The sequence below is a fragment of the Mesorhizobium japonicum MAFF 303099 genome, assembly GCF_000009625.1.
Classification (GTDB): domain Bacteria; phylum Pseudomonadota; class Alphaproteobacteria; order Rhizobiales; family Rhizobiaceae; genus Mesorhizobium; species Mesorhizobium japonicum.
On record NC_002678.2, the window covers coordinates 4909986 to 4930821 of the forward strand.

15 protein-coding genes and 3 pseudogenes are annotated in these 20836 nt (G+C 58.0%); 13 read left to right on the forward strand and 5 right to left on the reverse strand.

Annotation, left to right across the window (positions count from 1 at the left end; all coding sequences use genetic code 11):
* Positions 1-2 precede the first annotated feature (2 nt).
* Positions 3-524 (reverse strand): annotated as a pseudogene (locus MAFF_RS24850) (transposase); the annotation flags it as partial.
* A gap of 74 nt (positions 525-598) precedes the next feature.
* Between MAFF_RS24850 and MAFF_RS40815 the strand changes: the two are divergent.
* The 5 genes from MAFF_RS40815 to MAFF_RS24870 all read left to right on the forward strand — a co-directional run bounded on the left by MAFF_RS40815 (position 599) and on the right by MAFF_RS24870 (position 6084).
* Positions 599-988, forward strand: a complete 390-nt coding sequence (locus MAFF_RS40815) for a succinylglutamate desuccinylase/aspartoacylase domain-containing protein (RefSeq protein WP_244420601.1) — start codon at positions 599-601, stop codon at positions 986-988.
* A gap of 14 nt (positions 989-1002) precedes the next feature.
* Positions 1003-1338, forward strand: coding sequence for a succinylglutamate desuccinylase/aspartoacylase family protein (locus tag MAFF_RS40820; protein WP_010913745.1), 336 nt, complete (start codon positions 1003-1005; stop codon positions 1336-1338).
* Between the two features lie 595 nt (positions 1339-1933).
* Positions 1934-3040, forward strand: a complete 1107-nt coding sequence (locus tag MAFF_RS24860; protein ID WP_010913746.1) for an ABC transporter substrate-binding protein — start codon at positions 1934-1936, stop codon at positions 3038-3040.
* Positions 3041-3236: 196 nt separating this feature from the next.
* Positions 3237-4286 (forward strand): ABC transporter ATP-binding protein, encoded by a 1050-nt coding sequence (locus tag MAFF_RS24865; protein WP_010913747.1) that lies wholly within the window; start codon positions 3237-3239, stop codon positions 4284-4286.
* Between the two features lie 19 nt (positions 4287-4305).
* Positions 4306-6084, forward strand: coding sequence for an ABC transporter permease subunit (locus MAFF_RS24870; RefSeq protein WP_010913748.1), 1779 nt, complete (start codon positions 4306-4308; stop codon positions 6082-6084).
* Positions 6085-6223: 139 nt separating this feature from the next.
* On the opposite strand, the gene MAFF_RS39290 is transcribed toward MAFF_RS24870, so the two are convergent.
* Positions 6224-6661, reverse strand: a complete 438-nt coding sequence (locus MAFF_RS39290) for a hypothetical protein (protein WP_157866069.1) — start codon at positions 6659-6661, stop codon at positions 6224-6226.
* Here MAFF_RS39290 and MAFF_RS24875 point away from each other — a divergent pair.
* The 7 genes from MAFF_RS24875 to MAFF_RS24905 all read left to right on the forward strand — a co-directional run bounded on the left by MAFF_RS24875 (position 6646) and on the right by MAFF_RS24905 (position 16874).
* A complete protein-coding gene (locus tag MAFF_RS24875; RefSeq protein ID WP_010913749.1) occupies positions 6646-8082 on the forward strand; it encodes an amidase in 1437 nt (478 codons plus the stop codon). The genes MAFF_RS39290 and MAFF_RS24875 overlap by 16 nt on opposite strands.
* A gap of 635 nt (positions 8083-8717) precedes the next feature.
* Complete coding sequence (locus MAFF_RS24880; protein ID WP_044549084.1) at positions 8718-10400, forward strand: ABC transporter substrate-binding protein; 1683 nt, start codon at positions 8718-8720, stop codon at positions 10398-10400.
* Positions 10397-11386 carry an ABC transporter permease gene (locus MAFF_RS24885; RefSeq protein ID WP_010913751.1) on the forward strand — a complete coding sequence of 330 codons (990 nt, stop codon included), beginning with the start codon at positions 10397-10399 and terminating at the stop codon, positions 11384-11386. The genes MAFF_RS24880 and MAFF_RS24885 overlap by 4 nt, the downstream gene beginning before the upstream one ends.
* Complete coding sequence (locus tag MAFF_RS24890) at positions 11383-12315, forward strand: ABC transporter permease (RefSeq protein ID WP_010913752.1); 933 nt, start codon at positions 11383-11385, stop codon at positions 12313-12315. Before MAFF_RS24885 ends, MAFF_RS24890 begins: the two co-directional genes overlap by 4 nt.
* Positions 12312-13319, forward strand: coding sequence for an ABC transporter ATP-binding protein (locus tag MAFF_RS24895; protein WP_010913753.1), 1008 nt, complete (start codon positions 12312-12314; stop codon positions 13317-13319). The genes MAFF_RS24890 and MAFF_RS24895 overlap by 4 nt, the downstream gene beginning before the upstream one ends.
* Positions 13312-14316, forward strand: a complete 1005-nt coding sequence (locus MAFF_RS24900) for an ABC transporter ATP-binding protein (protein ID WP_010913754.1) — start codon at positions 13312-13314, stop codon at positions 14314-14316. The genes MAFF_RS24895 and MAFF_RS24900 overlap by 8 nt, the downstream gene beginning before the upstream one ends.
* Before the next feature lie 440 nt (positions 14317-14756).
* On the forward strand, positions 14757-16874 hold the full coding sequence (locus MAFF_RS24905) for a prolyl oligopeptidase family serine peptidase (protein ID WP_010913755.1): 2118 nt from the start codon (positions 14757-14759) through the stop codon (positions 16872-16874).
* 249 nt (positions 16875-17123) lie between these two features.
* Here the strand turns inward: MAFF_RS24905 and MAFF_RS24910 are convergent.
* The 3 genes and pseudogenes from MAFF_RS24910 to MAFF_RS38135 form a co-directional block, all read right to left on the reverse strand.
* A protein-coding gene (locus MAFF_RS24910) for an IS3 family transposase (RefSeq protein WP_157866070.1) occupies positions 17124-18226 on the reverse strand; the annotation gives its coding sequence in 2 pieces (ribosomal slippage) (positions 17124-17965 and positions 17965-18226; 1104 coding nt in all).
* 260 nt (positions 18227-18486) lie between these two features.
* Positions 18487-19222 (reverse strand): annotated as a pseudogene (gene istB / locus MAFF_RS38130) (IS21-like element helper ATPase IstB).
* Between the two features lie 137 nt (positions 19223-19359).
* Positions 19360-19629 (reverse strand): annotated as a pseudogene (locus tag MAFF_RS38135) (Mu transposase domain-containing protein); the annotation flags it as partial.
* A 143-nt stretch (positions 19630-19772) separates the two neighbouring features.
* Here MAFF_RS38135 and MAFF_RS24930 point away from each other — a divergent pair.
* Positions 19773-20768, forward strand: a complete 996-nt coding sequence (locus MAFF_RS24930) for a succinylglutamate desuccinylase/aspartoacylase family protein (RefSeq protein ID WP_010913759.1) — start codon at positions 19773-19775, stop codon at positions 20766-20768.
* Positions 20769-20836: the final 68 nt, after the last annotated feature.

The window sequence follows — 20836 nt, forward strand, 5'->3', positions numbered from 1 at the left end:
TTTTAGCGGAGAGGGTTCTGCGGCAGTGGGGACAACGGATTGGCGGCGGCTGCGCGAGCGCGGTGATGATGGCTTGCCTGACGGCGGGTAGGCTCGGTTGGGGCGGCGGGCCGAGGATTCTTTTTTCCCCCTCCCGCTTGTTTGAGGCGGCGAGATTGCAGGAAGGCGTAGGCGATCATCGTCATCAGCGCGTGCCGGTGCAGGCCCGTCCATGAGCGCCCCTCGAAGTGGTCGAGGCCAAGTTCCTCCTTGAGCTGCTGATGCGCCTGTTCGCAGACCCAGCGCGCCTTGATGGCGCCTGCGATCTGCTTGAGCGGGGTGTCGGCGGGCAAGTTGGAGAGGTAGTATTTGCGCTCGCCGGTCGAGCGGTGCTCGCCGATCACCCAGACCTCCTCGCCGGGCAGATGCTGAGCGCCCATGTCGCGGATGCGCTGGGGTGGGCCATCTGCAACCCGGACACGGACAGCGGCGAAGCGCGCCGAGAGGCGGCCTTTGGTGCCACGCCGCCAACTGACCGTCCGCCATTGGGCTTTTTCCAGCATCGCTTATCGAGTGGCTGCCCGAAGTCCAAACTTGCGGGAGAATTCTCGTCGTACCGGTGCTAAATCCGCCGGCCGTGCGCGCATGGAGCCGAAACACACCGGTCGACGGCTCAAACCTAAACCGGATGTTTCCGGGGCGCGCCGATGGCTCGGTAAGCGAACGTATTGCAGATGCGGTTTGTCGAATGTTGGTGCCAGAGGCCGATACCATATTTGATCTGCATAGCATGGGACCAACGTGGGATTCTGCGCCTGCGGTTATTACGCATCCTATTGCTGATGCCGATCTAATGGCCAAGACACTCCGTCTGGGGGAGTCCTTCAAATTGCCGGTAACATTGCTTTGGGAGCATAATGAGACCGCTGGTATGTTCGACAGTTGGGGTGCATCGCCAGGGCAAGGTATTTATTTGTACGGAATTTGGTGGTGGCACCGTTGCTTTTGAGGATCTGAAAATCTATGAGACTGCGCAACGGTTTGATCACGCTTGGCCTGATCAAGGGAACAGTAGACATTCCGACCTACCGCCAACAGAAGCTTAGTCAAACACTTGAAACGTTATTGTCCGACAAGGTAACATCACCAGACATCGGCATCTTCGAACCTCGATGCTCGGTGCTGCAAAAAGTGCAGCAGGGAGACATAATCGGGAAGTTGCATCCGATGGATTCAGTGTCGGCCCAGTCCATCGATATCTGCGCGCCTTCAACATCAATAGTCTGCACTATCAAATCGGGAGCGCATGTCAGCGTTAATGAAGAGGTGGCTATCATAGCGAGACCTCTCAAACGCTGAAGGTTGATTTGAGTGTCGATGTTACCAGGCAGAACAGGACGCCGTTTCGGTGGGTAGGCAAGTGGTGGCTATGATCGTGAGAAGTGGCCGGAGGGCCCATGGCATTCTCCGCTCAAAACTGACCCAGCCATACAGACGAGTGGTCGAGTGAACCTACCGGCGCGACAGCGGTGTTGCTAGGCTAGTTCGGCAGCAGAATCTTCTCACGCATTGCTGACGAGCATCGTTTTCACGAAACTTGTTGCAGGCCATGCGGACCCGTTCGCAAAATGACGTCGGCAAGTGTCCGCATCGATACCGCATGACATCGCCGCTGATTTGGCTGTGCACGCGGCTGACGAACGGCGGCTCCGGACGTATCAGGGACGGTGAAGGATATATCGGTTCTAGATGCCTCCGATATACAATCAGCATTTGACGGAAGGCGCCGGGCGACGGATGTTCGACGAAGTTACAGAACTGTCCGGTCGGCGTTTCTTCACAATTTTCCTGTAATGCCGGCCGATTCCGCCTCTTGGCACGTGTCGGGAAGTAAATCTCGTCGTATCGCGGAATCCGGGGCTCTCGTGACCAAAGGATCAACTGGGAGGAAGCAATGAAGTATCGTCTAAACCGCAGACGTTTTATCCAGGCGACGTCGTCCGCTATCGCTGTAGGCGCGCTATCTTCTGTCACTACCCGAGCTGTGGCGCAATCCTCTGGGGAACTGCGAGTCTTGGTCAACGGTGGCGAAGTCGGAAAGGCACAAATCGAGGCGTATGTGAAACCGTTCGCAGCCGAGACTGGTATCAACGTAACTCCAATCACCCAAGACCTCGATTTCGCGAAGCTTGAGCTGATGATGAAAGCAAACAATGTCACCATAGATGCAAGTCCACTTAATCCAGGCGCGGTGTTTCCCGCAACTGACAAAGGGTACCTCGAGAAGATCGACTACTCGATCTATAAGAAGGAAGAGCTTGACGGATTCTATGATTTCGCCAGGGATCCATTCGGCGTCGCCTCGCTTGTCTATTCTTATAATATGATCTATAATACGAAAAAGTTCCCTGCTGACAAGCAGCGACCGGCCAACTGGGCCGAGTTCTGGGACGTCGCAAAGTTTCCCGGTACTCGCTTCCTCGTCTCGGGTCAGTTGGGAGCCGAAGGGCCCTGGGAAGAGGCTTTGCTGGCGGAGGGCGTCGATCTCGATAGACTTTATCCGATGGATATCGACCGGATTTTCGCCAGCCTGGACAAGATAAAGCCGCATATCCGGAAGTGGTGGACGAATGGGTCCGAGATTCAGCAATTGATGAGTGGTGGAACTGGCGATATCATGAATTCTTACGACGGACGGGCAATCTCGTTGATTGATAAGGGTTCGCCTATCGAAATTAACCGCAGTCAGGCCAAGCTAACGTGGGACTATTGGGTAATCCCGAAAGGGGGGCCCAATACGCAAAACGCTCAAAAGTTCATTGAATTCGCCACCCGGGGTGAACGCCAGGCGGTCTTCTGCAAACTCTACCCCGAAGGTCCCAGCAACCGTAACGCCTTTAAGTTTATACCAAAGGATGTAGCCCGCAAGCTGCCTACACATCCGGACTACGTAGCGAAAAGCATCCCCATAAACGGTCGGTGGTACGCCGAGGTCGGCTCGGATGGCCTGTCGAATACGCAAAGGCTCGCGCAGCGCTGGAACGAGTGGGTTCTGCGATAGATCCAGATCTGTGAGTTGGTCGGCGAGGGGGTAATCTCTAATTTGCCGCTTTGCCGACCTATGATATTCTGAAGGAGCCGACCATATCGGACGTCCTTGTTTTTCAGGATTCCATTTCGGACGATCCGTCGATCTCGATCTTGGCAGCCGCCATCGCGATGTCGCTGAGTCCGTCCCATCTATCGAGGATCACGCATTGGAGCAGAACTCAATTCCCGCTCAGATTGAATTTCGAAACGTTACCAAGATGTACGGGCAGGTCGCCGCCGTACAGGACCTGTCACTGACAGTTCGTCGCGGCGAGTTCTTAACCATTCTCGGTCCGAGCGGTTCAGGCAAGACCACGGCGCTCATGCTGCTTGCCGGGTTCGTAGCGGCCAGTAAGGGCGACATTTTGATCGCCGGAAATTCTGTGGCCGCAGTCCCATCCTATCGGCGCGACCAAGGCATTGTGTTCCAAAGCTATGCGCTGTTTCCGCACCTCACGGTACGTCGGAATCTGGAATTCCCGCTCGAAATGCGGGGCGTCAAGACGGCCGACAGAGCAAAGCGGGTCGATCGCATCCTCGAGCGTGTGCATCTCAAGGACTTCGGCCGTCGTATGCCGTCGCAACTGAGCGGCGGCCAACAGCAGCGCGTGGCGCTTGCCCGTGCGCTCATCGCTGATCCGCCGTTCCTCCTGCTCGACGAGCCTCTCGGCGCCCTCGACCGCAACCTTCGCGAGCAGATGCAGATCGAAATGAAGAACCTTCACAAAGAGTTCAACATCACCACCATATGCGTGACGCACGACCAGGAGGAGGCGCTTACACTGTCAGATCGCATCGTTGTCATGCGTGCCGGGCGGATTGAACAGACCGATTCGCCGGAAGCCCTTTACGATCGGCCAGCATCCCGCTTTGTAGCGAATTTTCTCGGTGAGGCCAACATTCTCGAAAATCTCGATTGTGATGTGGAATCCGATGTGGCGCAGCCGTCCGGCACCGTGCCCATGATCAGGCCAGAGCGTATCCGCGCCTCCGCGCCGGCGGCGCCGAAGAGGGCCGATGCGAGCCAGTGCCAGTCCGTTACCGGCACTGTCGACGATATGATCTATGCCGGACCGTTGCGGAAATACCATGTGCGCGTCGGAAGCAAAGTGCTCGTCGCGCGCGAACATGCCGCCTCGGGGCAGCAGATCTTCCAACCCGGCGACACAGTGCGGCTTGATTGGCTGCGGTCCGACGTTCGCTTCGTAGCGGCGTGAATCCCCGGGAGATGGGCGAATGCAAATGCTTCAGAAATTCGGCCGAATGCCCATTGCACTCACCGTGCCGGCACTCGCCATCCTGCTCGTCGTTTTCGGTGTACCGATCGTTCAGCTCTTCCTGACTAGCCTCAATGCGCCGGACCTTTCGATGGTCAACTATCGTGCATTTTTCGGTCGGTCGGCGAATGTCCGCGTGCTCTACCAGACGATCGAGATCAGCTTGGTGGCCACAGCGATTTGCCTCATCATCGGCTATCCCGCGGCCTATCTGATCGTGACTGCCTCCAAGCGTTTGCGCATGACGCTCATCGTGCTCGTCGTTATCCCCTATCTCACCAGCGGATTGGCGCGCACGTATGCCTGGATCATAATTCTTGGCGATGGCGGCCTGATCAACAATCTTTTGCTCGAACTCGGTCTGATCTCGAGCCCGCTGCCGCTCATCTACAACCGTATGGCCGTCTATATCGCCATGGTGCACATTATGCTGCCTATGATGATCCTGCCTCTGGTCAGCGTCATGATGGGTATTGACAGGTCCCTGATGGCCGCAGCGCGCAGCATGGGCGCGGGGCCGTTCACTGCGTTCTGGCGCGTGTTCTTTCCGCTCAGCTTGCCGGGCGTGCGCAGTGGCTCCCTGTTGGTCTTTGTGATCTGCCTCGGCTTTTACATTACGCCGGCCGCCGTCGGCGGCTTGCGAGATGCCATGCTGTCAACCTTCATCGCGTCGCAGGTCTCGACCGGCTTTGATATGGCACCCATTGCAGCCTCGTCCTTCATTCTCCTGGCGATCGCCGTGGCCGTGCTCTCCTTGCTTGGGCTCGATCTTTCGGGTACCCAGGGGCGCGCGGTACAAGCAGTGCGGAAGTCTCGGCCAAGCCGGCGGCCCTCATTCGGCACAATCAAAAGCTATCTCCGCGAACTTCCCGTTTCGTCACGTGCGAAGCGATGGACGGTCCAGCTCTATCAAGCCCGGGGCGACAGCCAATGGTCGAAAATCGTTGGACCGGTGTTCGTCGTTGTGGTCATGTTCTACCTGCTGTTTCCCGAAGCCGTCGTGATCATCATGTCGTTCAGCGCCGGGTCGGTTCTGGAATTTCCACCCTCGGGCCTTTCGCTGCGGTGGTACCGTTCCTTCTTCGACGATCCCTCCTGGTATGGAGCTGCCTGGACCAGCATTCAGATCGGCGTTGCAGTCGCCGTCCTCTCGACCGTCGTCGGCACGCTCGCGGCCTACGGCATCAGCCGCGCCCGCCCGCAACTGCGCAGCTCTCTGACAATGGCGATCCTGACGCCGATTACCATTCCGGTTATCGTTGTGGGCGTAGCGACCTACTTCGGGCTGGCCAATCTCGGACTGATAGGCTCGAAGACAGGTATCGTCCTGGCACACAGCATCGGCGCCATAGGCTATGTCGTCGTGATAGTGTCAGCGACACTGGCAAATTTTGACCGTACGCTAGAGCAGGCAGCAATGAGCATGCGGGCTGGGCCGCTGCAAACCTTCATGAGGGTGACCTTGCCCTTGATACGGCCGGGCATCATCGGCGGCGCGGTGTTCGCCTTTATTCACTCCTTTGACGAGGTCGTCGTCACCTCATTTGTCGGCGGATTCTCAATGTACACCCTGCCGCTGAAGATGTGGGAAAATATACGGAACCAGATCGACCCGACGGTCGCCGCAGTGGCGTCGCTATTGACCCTTCTCCCTGTGATCTGGTTGGTAGCCCTATACGTCACGTGGTGGCGATCTAGGCGAACGAGTCACCGCGTGCTTCCAGAGGCCCAAGTTTGAGGTCATGCGGAGAGGATCCGGCCAACCTTGTGACGTGATAGGGCTCAAGGCTTTCTGCATTGTTCGCGCCGCACCATGAACTGAGGTCGGCTGACCAAACGATACGCGTCCGGGAGCTGCAAGCTAATGTCACATACTTCTAGGTTGCTCGGACTTCAGAAATAGAAATCAGAAGTCCCCAATGGCCGAATCCCTCTTTAGGACAGCGGCAAGAATGGCGATACTTTAAGATGCTCGATCGCTGAACTGCTCCAATTTCTTGCTTTACCGGTCGCGGCCGCATTAGCGCCAACCAAGTTGCTGAACTTGTACATAACTGGAAAATGCGGGCCATTCGTATCAGGGTGGCCATGAAGCGGGCCACGGCACTCACGGCTTCCAGCCGTATCGTTGCGAGATGACCATGATACACAAACTGAATTTGATGCGAGCTGCCGCTTGGCCAAATATAGATGCAATAGGCGACGTCAATGCAGCACAACAAGGTCGGGAAGACCGCGACCGAATCAACAATAGCTCGCACTTTATGCCCGAAGAACTGAATATAGCGGACCTTGTATAATGAAGAGTCGTTCATCCGTGCCAACCTCTCTTGAGGGTCTGACGGCATGCGAATGCCTGAAGCTATACCAAAGGCGGCAGCTCTCGCCCGTTGAAGTCGTCGATGACTGTCTCAGCCGGATCGACGCAAACAACCCCATGCTAAACGCATTTTGCCTCGTCGATCACCAGCGGGCTAGGTCTGCTGCCCGGGCTTCGGAGGGGCGTTGGATGAAGGGGGAGCCCGCCGGAGTTCTCGATGGCGTCCCGGTCACCATCAAAGATCTAACCTTGACGCGGGACTGGCCGACAAGGCGTGGATCACTGTCGAGCAGCGCCGAGGGACCCTGGACAGACGACGCGCCCGTTACAGCGCGCATTCGCGAGGCCGGTGCCGTTATCCTTGGCAAGACAACCACTCCGGAGTTTGGCTGGAAAGGTGTTACAGACAGCCCCCTCTACGGCATCACCCGCAACCCTTGGAATCCTGAACTGACGCCAGGCGGCTCCTCTGGCGGCGCAGCAGTTGCGGCGGCCCTCAACCTCGGCTTTCTTCACCAAGGTAGCGACGGTGGGGGATCAATCCGGATACCAGCGAGCTTCACAGGAACCTTCGGCTTCAAGCCGACCTTCGGCATCGTTCCGCAATGGCCCGCTAGCGCTATGACCACGCTGTCTCATTTGGGGCCGATGACCCGCACGGCCGCGGATGCGATCCTGATGATGAATGTCATCGCACGAAAGGATGCTCGCGACGGCTACGCTGGACCGCCCTATCCCGGCCTTGAGGTCAATCCAGCAAAAACCCTCAAGGGTCTGCGCATCGGCTACAGTCGAGACCTTGGGTATGTGAAGGTGGCTCACGACATCGAAAGAGTCACCGATATTGCGGTCGACCAACTTCGGGCTCTTGAAGCAGAGGTGGTCGAAGTCAATCCGGGATTCGCAAATCCGGTCAAGATATTTGAGACATTTTGGTTCGCCGGCGCCGCCCGTATTCTGTCGCGAATGAACAAAAAGCAAAGACAACTTTTAGATCCCGGCTTTCTGGAAGGTGCCGAACGCGGTCTGACGATTACGCTTACCGAATTTCAGGAAGCTGAGGCGATGCGGTTCGAACTTTCGGCTCTCATGGCGAAGTTTCACGAAGATTATGACTTCCTGGTCACACCGACGATGCCTATCGCCCCGTTCCCAGTCGGGCGAAATGAGCCAGACGATAGTTTCACGGGGTGGGTGGACTGGACGCCCTTCACCTATCCCTTCAACCTGACTCAGCAACCAGCAGCGTCCCTTCCATCAGGACTGGATGATCAAGGGCTCCCCGTCGGGCTACAATTGGTCGGTGCGCGTTATTCCGACACCACCGTTCTTGCAGCGGCATATGCCATCGAAAGCCGCCTGGGACATCTTTCGATGGCGAGGGCGAACATACCCCAGCCGTCCCCTGAGCGATGAGCCCCTCCTGTGCAATCGATCCGAACCATGTGGGGATCCTCGGGGCTCTCCGCACGCTGGCCAAACAGTTCGTCATTCAGCGCCTGACCCGCTACGATCCTCCTGCGTCTCCATGCAGCCCTCTGCAACAAAACCAAAGCAGAGTCCTAAAAGTCTTGCCACTCCTCCTTACAGGGCACGTGGATCTTGAGGTGCGGAGTGCGGCAAATCATCCATTGCGCGCGATTTCCAGCCTATAGATCGGACCGCTTCCGCAGTCTCAAAAGCCTGCTCACTAGTGGCGTGTCCGCCGAGCTCCACCGCCCGTTTGGACCGCACACTGTCAAGATTTGCGGAAAGGGCGAATAAGATCTTGCTAGAACACTCAAAGGCAGAATTGACCAGCTACCCCCTCCCGCCGCCTACGGGTGCTGAAGGCCCGCAGGCGGCACCCACTTTGGCCTCGGAGCGACGGGCAACTATCTGGATTCCAGATTGTTGCAATATAAAAAATATCCTTGTGGGATCAAGCAACGGCAACTCCAATGGAAGCGCTACAGGGAAACCGCCGCTTTTTGGTTCAGGGATGACACGCGTGTCGCGTCGCCAGCCTGTTCCAAATGCGATTAGACACATATAATTTGAGGGGAGAAACTATGAACAAGTGGCCACTCAGTCGCCGCGCCGTAGCGAAAGCAATGCTTTTGGCATCGGCTGCACCTTTGGTCATGAATTTGGAGGCGCTTGCCGGCTCATCTTGCGCCGATGGCATCGTGCGTATCGCCGGAATTGCCGCACCCGACACGATGAATCCCTTTGCCACTTGGAGTTCGTCCTGGCCCATGTACTTCACCTATGACGCTCTGGTCGGCGTGGACGCCCAGCGCCACGACGATCGGAGGGGATTTGCCAAATCATGGTCCGTTGCCAAAGACAACCTCACGTGGACATTCAAGATTTGGCCTAGCATGAAGTGGTCTGACGGCCAGCCTGCGACGGCGCGGGACGCTGCGTTCACTTATAACTATTTGCGGGGATCCATCGGCAAGCCGGACGAACTGAACGTTGGCTATAATAATACGGGTGGCTTGGAGAACATCGAGTCCATTGCGGCACTGGATGACGAGACCCTGCAAATCGTGACCAAGAGCCGCACTCGTTGGCCTGTCGACAACTACACATTGATGGTTCCCGAGCACATCTGGAAGGACGTATCTTACGCCGAAGCCCGCAGCACCTTCCAAAACAAGCCGCCGCTGGTGGGAACCGGGCCTATGATCGTTTCAGAATTTCAACCCGGACAGTTTGCCAGTCTCACGCCTAACAAGTACTTCCGCGCGGGGCGACCGGCGACGGCCGGCATGACCTACCGCTTCTTCAATTCTGCCGATCCTATCGCTCAGGGGTTGAAGAGCGGCGATCTTGATTACGGAATGAGCTTAACTGCTGCCCAGTGGGAGGAGCTGTCGAATGATCCTGCCATCGCTGTAGGAGAATCGCGCATCGAGCAGCGGAATTATCTGGCCTTCAATACGCTCTCCGGGAAGGGTGCAGGCAGCACCAAGGCGCTCCAGGATCCGGCGTTTCGCGATGCGATCGGCTACGCGATCGACCAGAAGACCATCGTCGATCGAGCCTTCCGCGGCCACGCCGACCCTGGCGTCGGACTGGCCATGCCGGTGACGGCCGATTACTACTCCGAACTGAGTGAGATCAGGCGCCATTTCGATCTAGCCGAGGCAGGGCGGCGACTTGATGCCGCCGGCTATCGGGATACCAACGGCGACGGTCTCCGTGAGGACCGGGATGGAAACCCGTTCCAGCTGGAACTGATCACAGGGACCACGTCGGGTGTTCTTGAAATACCGACCGCGGCCATACAGCTTATCGCGGGCTGGCTAGAGCAAATTGGCATACCTGTCACCGTAACTCAGCTCGACTCCGGCGCGCTCGCGGCCCGCACTGCAGCTCCGGCGGATGGCGGCGGCGGGTGGGATCTGCTCGTCAGCGCAGGCTGGCTGGGTCCATCGGCTCACGACCTGCTCAGCTTGGGCAACAGTAAGCTCATCGGCACCAGCAACACATCTTACTGGAAGAACGACAAGTTCGACAAGCTGCTGTCGGAAGCCGACGTCACCGTTGACCTCAAGAAGAGTCGGGAATTAGTCGATCAAGCGTCGCGCTTGATTTACATCGAAGCGCCCTACATCATGCTCTGTTACCCCTTCCTGCTCGAAGCCCATCGAAAGGACTGCTTCCAAGGTTGGGGGACGAACGACGCGGTGTCGATGTGGGGCTATTTCCCGTTTGATCGCCTGAAGCCGGCGCCAACGCCGTGAACGGAGGCGGGACGAGCCGGCATATTGGACGCATCATCATAAGGGCGATTGTGACGCTTCTGATGGTGGCGATACTTAACTTCATCCTGTTCCGAGTCATTCCAGGTGATCCTGCCAAGCTTCTGCTTGGCGGTGCGCGTACCAGCGTGACCGCTGAGCAGATCGAGGCGCAGCGCCAGAACTGGGGCCTCGATCGGCCGCTGTTTCCGGACCAGTTGGTCGACTACCTGTCGGCAACTGTCCGGGGCGATTTGGGCTACAGCTTCAAATTCAGGGGCAGGCATGTCGCCGACCTGATTTTGGAGCACTTGCCAGCCACTATCATCTTGGTCGGGATTGCTCAGTTAACAGCAATTGTTATTGGGGTGATGCTTGGCATCTATGCGGGCTGGCGCCGAGGAGGAACACTAGACAATCTTGCCACCGGAACCTCTCTGCTGCTCTACTCGACGCCTTCTTTCTGGGTGGCTATGATCCTGGTAGTGATCTTCAGTACATCTTTGGGCTGGCTTCCGGGCTACGGTGCATATTCACCCGGAGGAACCATCAGTTTTGTTGACTCGTTACTTGATCACCTCAGGCATCTCGCGCTTCCGGTCACCGCGGTGGCTCTCGGACTCATTGGCCAATACGTCGTGGTCGCACGTGCCGCAATGAGCGACGTTGTTACTGAGGATTACATGGTGACTGCGCGGGCTAAAGGGCTGACCAATGGTCAGATGCTCATGCGTCATGCATTTCGCAATGCAATGCTACCGGTCGTAACCCTGATTGCCCTTAATCTTGGCTACGTGGTCGCCGGTGCTATCACCGTCGAAGCCGTATTCGCCTGGCCGGGCATCGGAGGACTGACTGTGGAAGCGCTGAATGCACGGGACTACCCTATCCTTCAAGGCATTTTCCTGTTGCTTGGTGCGTCGATCGTTGTTGCAAACCTCGTAGCTGATCTCGCCTATGGCCTTCTTGATCCGCGAGTCCGCCAATGAGCGAAAGTACAGTTCGACCTTCCCCGCGAGGCCGGGCGCGAGCGATAAAAGACTTTCTGCGTCAATTTCTTGGCCACGGCGGGGCTCAGGCGGGCGTCGTATGTCTGGTCTTCTTTCTTGTGCTGGCTGCCGCCCCAAATACCCTTGTGGGACCGCTCCAGACTGCAATCAACGCAACGGGCGATTTCCTCGCGCCACCATCAAGCCAGCATCTGCTAGGGACCGACGAGGTGGGGCGGGACGTGCTCAATATGGTCGTCCATGGTGCCCGGATCTCGCTTACGATCGCGCTGCTGGCGACCGTGATCAGCCTCGTCGTCGGCACTGCGGTTGGTATCACCGCTGGCTACTACGGTGGCAGGGTTGACGTCTGGCTGATGCGCCTGACGGATTTCTTTTTTGTCATGCCGTCCTTCGTGCTGGCACTGGTCATCACCCCTGTGGTTCTCGAGGTGATGGGGCGCGGGGGAGACATCCTCGGCTTTCGTCCTTCTCTTTTTGTGATCCTTGTCGTTATCGGCATGACAAGCTGGGCGTTCGTCGCGCGCATCGTTCGCAGTCAGACACTGTCGCTTAAGGAGCGAACATTCATTGATCGTGCGCGCGTTGTGGGCAGCAGCAATTTCAGCATCATGGTGCGGCATATTCTTCCCAATCTCGTGCCGCAAATCGCTGCCAATGGTGCCCTGGTCGTCGCCGGAGCAATCTATGTCGAGACGTCGCTCTCGTTCCTCGGGCTTGGCGATCCGTTGCAGCCTTCATGGGGCACTTTGCTGTCGCTCGCTCAACGCGCTGGAGCCGCTAGCGCCGGAGCGTGGTGGTACCTCGGTGCCCCCGGAGTGTGCGTGCTTTCGGTTTCCCTTAGCTTCGTCCTGATTGGCAACGCCCTCGACGACACGTTCAACCCACGGCGGAGGGTTATTCCATGACAAACTCCTCTCGAGACAAGCCGTCGGTTTTGGAAGTCGACGGTCTCGCTGTCGACTATGGGCTCAAGGGCGTTTCATTGCGAGCGATCGACAATGTGACCTTCGCGCTCCGGGCCGGAGAGGCTGTAGGCCTCGTCGGAGAATCTGGCAGCGGGAAGACCACGACTGCAATGGCGATCGCGGGTCTGCTATCTCCCAACGCGCGGGTCAGCGAGGGCGAAGTACGGTATCGCGGAGAGCGACTGCCGATCGATGACGATGCGGCGATGCGGCCACATCGCTGGAGCGAAACGTCCGTTGTCTTCCAGGGTGCAATGAATGCGCTCAACCCCGTACACCGCATCATCAAGCAGATCGCCGAGCCCTGCATGCTGAAGCTCGGTATGTCGCGGGGCGAGGCAACTGCGCGGGCACGGGAGCTGCTTGAACTCGTTGGCATTCCGACGGATCGCGGTTCCGCCTATCCGCATGAGTTGTCGGGCGGTATGCGCCAAAGGGTGATGATTGCCATGGCGCTGGCGTGCCGCCCCTCGATCGTCATTGGCGATGAGCCGACCACGGCGCTGGACGTCATTACCCAGGCTCAGATCCTCAAACTGCTCGGGGAGTTGCGATCGCAACTCAACCTTGCCCTGATCTTGATCACCCACGATCTTTCTGTGGTGGCCGAGGCTTGTGATCGCGTGTTGATCATGTATTCCGGCCGCATCGTCGAGGACGGAACAGTTGCTGAGATCTTCGCCCAACCTAAGCACCCGTACACCAGACTACTGATCGACTCGATCCCGAACCCGGCGAACGGCAAAAAGATGATCCGGCCAATACCGGGTGATCCGCCCAACCTGGTGAATCGACCCTCAGGCTGCGCCTTCCATCCACGTTGCCCGTCGGCCATGGCGGTTTGCGCGACCGAAGTCCCCAGCCTCGATAAGGTCGGGCGGGGACGCGTCGCCTGTCACCTTCACCGGTCCTCGCAAGAAGACAAGGTTGCAGTCCATGCCTGACACCATCGACATCCTGCGCCTTGAGAGCCTGCAGGTCCATTTTCCTATCCAGGGCGGGCTGTTCGACCGAGTCCTGGGTCGACCTGCAGGCGCCGTGCGCGCGGTGGACGGAATCGACCTCAACATCGGACGGGGTGAGATCGTCGCCCTGGTCGGGGAATCGGGAAGTGGCAAGACGACGGTGGGCCGTGTCATCACCAAGCTTGCTCAGCCAACAGGCGGCAAGCTGTTGTTCGAAGGCCGCGACATGACCGCGGAGCGAGGCTCCTCGGCCCTGCGTCCTTATCGGCATCGCGTGCAGATGATCTTCCAGGACGCTTATCAGGCACTCAACCCGCGACACACCGTATTTGATATCGTGGCGGAGCCATTGCGCTCACTGCGGCTGGTCGACAACGTCACTCAACTCGCCGAGCGGGTGCGCGAAGCGCTTGCGGCCGCCGGGCTCAATCCCCCCGGTGATTTCTTCTCCCGGTTCCCACACGAACTATCTGGCGGGCAGCGCCAGCGGGTCGTTATTGCCGGTGCGCTTGCCGTGAAGCCAGAGCTCATCGTTGCTGACGAACCTGTGTCGATGCTCGATGTCTCGATACGCGCGCAGATTCTTCAGGTCCTGATTGACTTACGCGATAAGCATAATATGGCACTACTGTTCATTACCCACGACCTGCCGCTCGCCTGGTTGATCGCCGACAGAATTGCCGTTTTATATCTTGGGAAATTGGTCGAGATCGGTAGTGCTGACGAGATCACATTCAACCCCCGTCATCCCTATACCATCGCCTTGCGCAACGCCACCCCGCAGGTCGGCGGCAATGCAGGTCGTGCCGAGATGCCGGCCCTGCAGGGTGAGGTTCCAAGCGCCGCGCGCGTGCCGAAGGGCTGTCGTTTCCATCCGCGTTGCCCGCTTGTCTTTGACCGCTGCAAGGTGGAGGAGCCGCCGGTCATCGAAGTCGGGCTGCGGCATATGTCCGCGTGCTGGCGAAGTGAATGCTGACGGCTCTGTAACGAAATCCCCGATGAGGTTCTCGTCAGCATTAAACGCCTTTGCCAAAGCACTTCGGCCTAGAACCATAGGCATTCTTCGCACGCGTGAACCCTGTCGGACACCGGCGAGGACTGGCTATCTGGATTCTCGATGGCGGGGGTCTTCACTCTATGCTTGTTAATTCTGAGATGAGCTGCAAATCTGATCGGTAGCAAGGCAAGGGAGAAAGGTGGACAATTGTTAAGAACCGTCAGGATGCTAGCCTGTGCGTTTTCTGTCTGTCCAATAGGAAGGATTACTTGCGTTGAAGGCGATGCAGACAAAATAATGATGGAAATTCGAACTATAGAGAGATGAGGGGCTTCCCACGCTGTCTCTCTGGAGGGAATACTAATGCACAAACTATATTGTTTGCTGATTGCTGCGACTTTTCAGACGAGGGTCTTCTGATGCGGAACATACGCCTGCAGCCACCGCTTCCTCGTGCCGAGTCTCGGATCAGAGTTTTTCACGACGACGTCACGATCGATTCGTATCGTTGGTTTCGCGACCGAGAGAATCCCGATGTCGGCGCGTATCTGGAAGCCGAGAACAGCTACACAGAGCAAGCGACAGCTCACCTTTCAGCGCTTAAGGCGGAGATCATCGCCGAGATCGAAGGGCGTCAGCCTCGCGAGTACACTTCACCAGCGTTGCAAGTTGGGCCTTTCGAGTACTTCCAAAGGCGCGAGCCGAACTTGGCTCATCCGGCCTGGTGGCGTCGCCCAGTAACTGGCGGCTCGGAGGAACAAGTTCTTGACCCGAACGCGATTCCCGGTGCGGAGGTCTTCTACTCACTCGGTGTGTTCGAACCGTGTGACGACGGGCGTTACGTGGCCTTCAGCTTCGATGTCATTGGGAACGAGAATTACGAGCTTAGGGTTCGGGACATGAAGACCGGCCAAGAGGTCTGGCAGGGATCGAAGAAGGTTGCGATGGTGGCTTGGGCCGCGGATGGTAACACTTTGTTTTTCACGAGCGAGCGACCCAGCCGACAACAATGTCAGGAGCTTGTCCGCCTGAATATAGCAACCGGGATTTCTGAGGTAGTATTTGAGGAAAGCAATGAGCAATTAAAAGTTCAGGTTCGCCGTTCTGATAGTGGCGCCTGGTTGTTCCTCGACGTGACTGCTTTCTCGGGCCATTCCTCTTTTCCCGCTCATTTCGGTGCTGAAGAGGTGTGGTGTCTTCCTGCCGACGAGCCGGGAGGCAACTGGCGTCGGATTGTGAAGCGGGGAAACGGACACGAGATTTATGCAGAGCATTGGGGCGATAGTTTCCTGTTTCGAGTGAACGACGCTGGACCGTATTGCCGGCTCGTGTGTGCGCCGATAGATGACCCGTCACCTTCGTCTTGGGAGGAGGTAATCCCCCATCGTGAAGGCGCGACACTCGAAGAAGTGCACATCTTCGAGAAGCACTTGGTTGTGCTGGAACGAGAAGGCCTGCGTCCTCGCCTGGTCGCACGTGACAGAAGCGGGCGTGTTGGAACCACGATCGATCCCGAGGAGTCGAGCTGCACCCTTAAGGTCGGCTCGTCAGCAGGGGGGACGCATTCGGTGCCACGGCATTTGTTCCGAAGCTCCAAGTTGGTTTACTCAATTAGCTCGTTTGTGACACCCGACACCTTCGTCGAGCATGATCTCGCCGACGACCGTTCGGTGACCTTGTGCCGGGCCCACATACCGGGGTTTGACCCTGCTTTATACGTCTCGCAGGTTGTGATGGTGGAGGCGGACGACGGGGTTGAGATACCGATTTCGCTTGTTACACGTCGCGACCGGGCTAACCCTGGGCCGGTCGTACTCCGCGTCTACGGGTGTTACGGGTCACCAAGATCTCCGTCGTTCAAGGATTGGCCTTCATTCATGACTGGTCGCTTAAGCCTGCTCGACCGAGGGGTTGCTTTCGGTTGGGCTCACATACGTGGTGGCGGTGAACTCGGTCGCCCCTCGCACGAGGCAGCTATGGCTGAACGAAAACGCACTACCCACACAGATCTGATCGCCGCTGCCGAGGGACTTGTTAAGCAGGGCTTCGCCACCCGCGACGGGATCGCCATCGAGGGAGCGAGCGCTGGCGGCGGCGTTGTGCTTGCTACGGCCGCCTTGCGGCCGGACTTGTTCCGCGCCGTGATTGCCGAGGTTCCGCTCGCCGACATCCTGGATACTGAAATGGACGCCGCAATGCCGTGGGGTCTATGGGAGAGGGCGGAGTATGGAAATCCCCACATCGCCAACGAATATCGGTACCTGCTCAGCTACGACCCCTACTACAACCTCAGCGCCGATCGCCCACTTCCGCCGACATATGTCGACGCCGCGCTCGATGACGGCCAGGTGCTGTATTATCAGCCCGCTCGTTATGTGGCGCAGCGTCGATCCTGTGCTGCCGATCGCGATCCCAAGCTGGTTTTCCGCACGCGGATGGTCGGCGGCCACAGCGGCGCTTCACATGGGCCTGGGGTAGCTGAGGAAAGAGCATTTCGCATGGCCTGGGCGCTCGACCAGCTCCGCACGATCAAATAGCTCAGCTCATTGTCATCTATCTCACGTGGTGGCGGTCCCGGCCGAGAGATCACCACTCGCTCCCGGAACTTGCTACTTGAGCTGAAGGCCGACGGCCACGTCGCAAGTGGTTGCCTCGTTTGCTAGGGAAACCAGTTTAACCCCGCCTGACCTGCCACTGAACATTCATCCAGCGGCGATTAGAGCCTTGGCCGTTTCTGATCCGATACCGTTCTTTGGACCGCCGGAAGGTGGAGTTTCCCGGCTGCTTCACGATGGCGGGCTGGTGGCGCCATCGGGATTGATCAACGAGATCGGGACCTTGTGTCCGATTGCACCATGTGGGCGCACCTCGTTGTAGTATCTGCGCCAATCCTCCAACTTTTTGGCCGCGTCGGCAAGCGTCAGGAACCAGTGGGCATTCAGGCACTCCGCCCTGAAGCGGCCGTTGAAAGCTTCGATGTAGGCGTTGTCGGTTGGCTTTCCCGGGCGCGAGAAGTCGAGCGTAACGCCCTTGGTGTAGGCCCACAGATCGAGGTCGCGGGACACGAACTCCGTGCCCTGATCGACCCTGATCGTCTTCGGATAGCCGATCCGAGGACAGACTTGTTCCAGCGTCCTGACCCCGTCCTCTGCTCGGTAACTGAAGCGCGGGTCGAGCACCGGCACGTAGCGCGAGAACGTATCGACGACCGTCAGCACGCGGATCTTCTTGCCGGTCGCGAGCTGGTCGTGAACGAAGTCCATCGCCCACACGTCGTTGGGCTCGACGGCCGGCTGACGATCATCTCGTAGCTTCGCCTTCACGCGCCGTTTCGGCGTCTTGTTCCGCAGTTGAAGCCCTAAGTCCCTGTAAATCCGATAGGTCCGCTTCATGTTGATGTCCCAGCCCTCGCGCGTGAGCATCACGTGCACGCGCCGGTAGCCATAACGAACCCGCGTTGCACAAATGTCTTTGATCCGAGCTTCGATGCCGGCCTGATCGCGGCGACGGGACTTGTAGTGATAGGTCGATGTGTCGAACTCCAGAACCCGGCAGGCACGCCGGATCGACACGTTCCACTCAGTACAGGTATCCGCCACCAGCTCGCGTTTGCGACCAGGCCTCACAGTTTTCGGCGGATCACGTCCTGCAGCATCTCCTTGTCCAGCGACAGGTCGGCGACCAGCTTCCTGAGCTTGCCGTTCTCATCCTCAAGCTGCTTCAGTCGCTTCATCTCCGTCGGCAGCAGCCCGTCATATTTCTTTTTCCAGTTGAAGTAGGTCGCCTGGCTGATCCCCGCGCGGCGGCAGATCTCCGCCACCGGAATGCCGTCCGCTCCCTGCTTCAAAATGAACGCCTTCTGGGCGTCCGAAAACTTCGATGCCTTCATCGCTCTCCGCTCCTCTCCCAACCGGGAAATTACAGCGGAAAACTCCAATTCTGAACGGTCCAGTTTCCGGGGTTCAGATCACGCCGTATCAAAGTGAAAACGGCTGCGCCAAGTTCAATCTCGCATGACGCCGTGGAGCCTACCGCCGTCGGGTTTCTCAACTGACGTGAGTCCACAGGGGCGTTGATTTTCGCTGAGAGCTGACCCGGGATGTTTGCCGAGAAGTGACCCGCCTTCATGTATGGTTTGGGTTTCAGGTTTTAGTCAAGGGCGCAGCTTTCTCCTTCTTTTTGGCTGTGGCCCTGGGCGGAACTGTTTTTGAAGCGGAACCTGTCGTTTCCGGTCTCCAGGATGTGGCAGTGATGGGTCAGCCGATCGAGCAGCGCCGTTGTCACGGTAGCCCACTCGCTGAAGCTGAGATTAATTTTAGTGGTGATGACGACGCTGGTGCGCGCCCGTAGAGCGTGCTCAGCAGATGGAACAGCAATGCCCCACCTGACGCGCTGAAGGGCAGATATCCGAGTTCATTGAGGATGACGAGATCGGAATGGGCGAGCCGGTTGGCGATCTGACCTGCTCTTGGGCCTTCCTGTTCGAGCACGTTGACGAATTCGACAGTGGAGAAGAAGCGGACACGCTTGCACTGATGCTCGACCGCCCGCACGCCGAGAGCTGTAGTGATGTGGGTCTTTCCGGTGCCTGGACCTCCGACAAGCACGACGTTGTTAGCCTGGTCCATGAACTCACAGCGATGGAGCTGGCGCACGAGCGCTTCGTTGATCTCGCTGCTGGCGAAGTCGAAGCCGGCCAGGTCACGGTAGAGCGGGAAGCGGGCAGCGTTGAGCTGATAGGCCGTGGACCTGACCTCCCGTTCTGCCATCTCGGCCTTCGGCAGTTGGGACGGGTCGGGATGGCGGCCTCGAAGGCGGGAGCGGCCTGTTCGGTGAGCTCGGCGACGGCCTGCGCCGTGCCGTGCATCTTCAGGCTTCTGAGCATGATGACGATGGCGCCGCTGGCAGGATCATGACGCTGGCGCACCTCCCTGGCTTGGCTAGCGCATCGTAGCGCTCGACATTGGCATGCGGCTCGTGAGGACGCGGGCCTCGCAGATGAGCTACCCCTCCGCGGCAACCCACGATGCGTTCCGGATAGACCCTGAGGCTGACAGGCCGATTAGCGAAGGAAGCCGGCTCGCTGTAGCGGTTCCGCTCCAGATGGACCAGGCAGGTCGGAGAGACCCGCTTGGTGTATTCGACGAAGCCGTCGAAGAGCCGAGGCATCGGCATCAGGAACCGTGCTTCCTCGGCCCGCATGTCCTCGATCGTTCCAGGCCTGAGGCCGTGGGGAATCTGTTGCCACAGCTCCCGGCACCGCTGCTCCAGCCAGTCGTTCAGTGCCTCTAGCAATGCCAGGCGGCGGCCATCTAAGAGCGCGATGGTACCGCTCGGAACATTATATTGGCGCACTAAAGACAGTTGGGCGCATATTCAAAAAACGGAAAAACGCATACCGGCGCCTGGTCGCCTGAGTACAAGAGGGATGAACAATGAGCGAAGCACCACATCTTACGTTTGATCTCGACACCCCTGGCGTAAGCACGGGGCACCTTGTTGTTCCCAAAGGCGCGGACTGCGAAGCTCTCTCGCTCCCGGTCTTCAGCTGCAATAGAGGTGAAGGACCGAGCCTACTTATCACTGGCGGAAACCACGGCAATGAACTGCAGGGGCCGATTCTTGCTCGGCGACTTGTTAAATGGCTTCCTGAAGCGCAGAGGTGCGGAAGGATTATTATCGTACCAGAGATCAATCCGCTTGCCGTGCAAGCTTGGACCCGCAATACGCCAATCGATGGAAAGAATCTCAACCGAGTGTTTCCGGGCCGGTCGGATGGCTCGGTAAGCGAACGGATCGCAGATGCGATTTCGCGTCTATTGTTGCCTGTGGTGGACACCGTACTCGATCTGCACAGTTTTGGGCCGACTTGGGATTGTGCACCGTCGATCATCTCACACCCTATTGCCGATATCGATCAGATGACGAAGACGGTCAGCATTTCGAAGGCATTCAAGTTGCCGGTGACGTTGCTCTGGGAGCACAACGAAACGGATGGAATGTTCGATACTTTGGTGCATAGACAAGGCAAGACATTCATTTGCACTGAATTTGGCGGCGGCGTAGTCAGCGCCGAAGCACTCACTATCTACGAAGCCGGGGTGCGCAATGGCCTCATTGCGCTTGGCTTGGTCAAGGGCAAGGCCGAGTATCCAACCTTCCGTCAGCAGAAGACCGGCCAAACACTGGAAACAACTTCCTCCGACCAGCTGAAATCGCCCTCACCGGGCATCTTCGAACCGCGCTGCTCGGTGATGGATGAAGTAGAGCAGGGAGATGTGGTAGGCGTCCTACATCCGATGGGTTCGCTGTCCGCTGCTTCCATCGATATTCGCGCGCAATCGAAATCTACCGTGTTTGCCATCCGATCAGCAATGTATGTCCAAGGCAACGAAGAAGTGGCGATACTCGCACGACCCTTAGCTCGTTGAGGTCGGATGTTCGTCGTCAACCACCCGGGAGATTAAAACGGAACATGCCCGGCGGTGTTAGGCGCAGC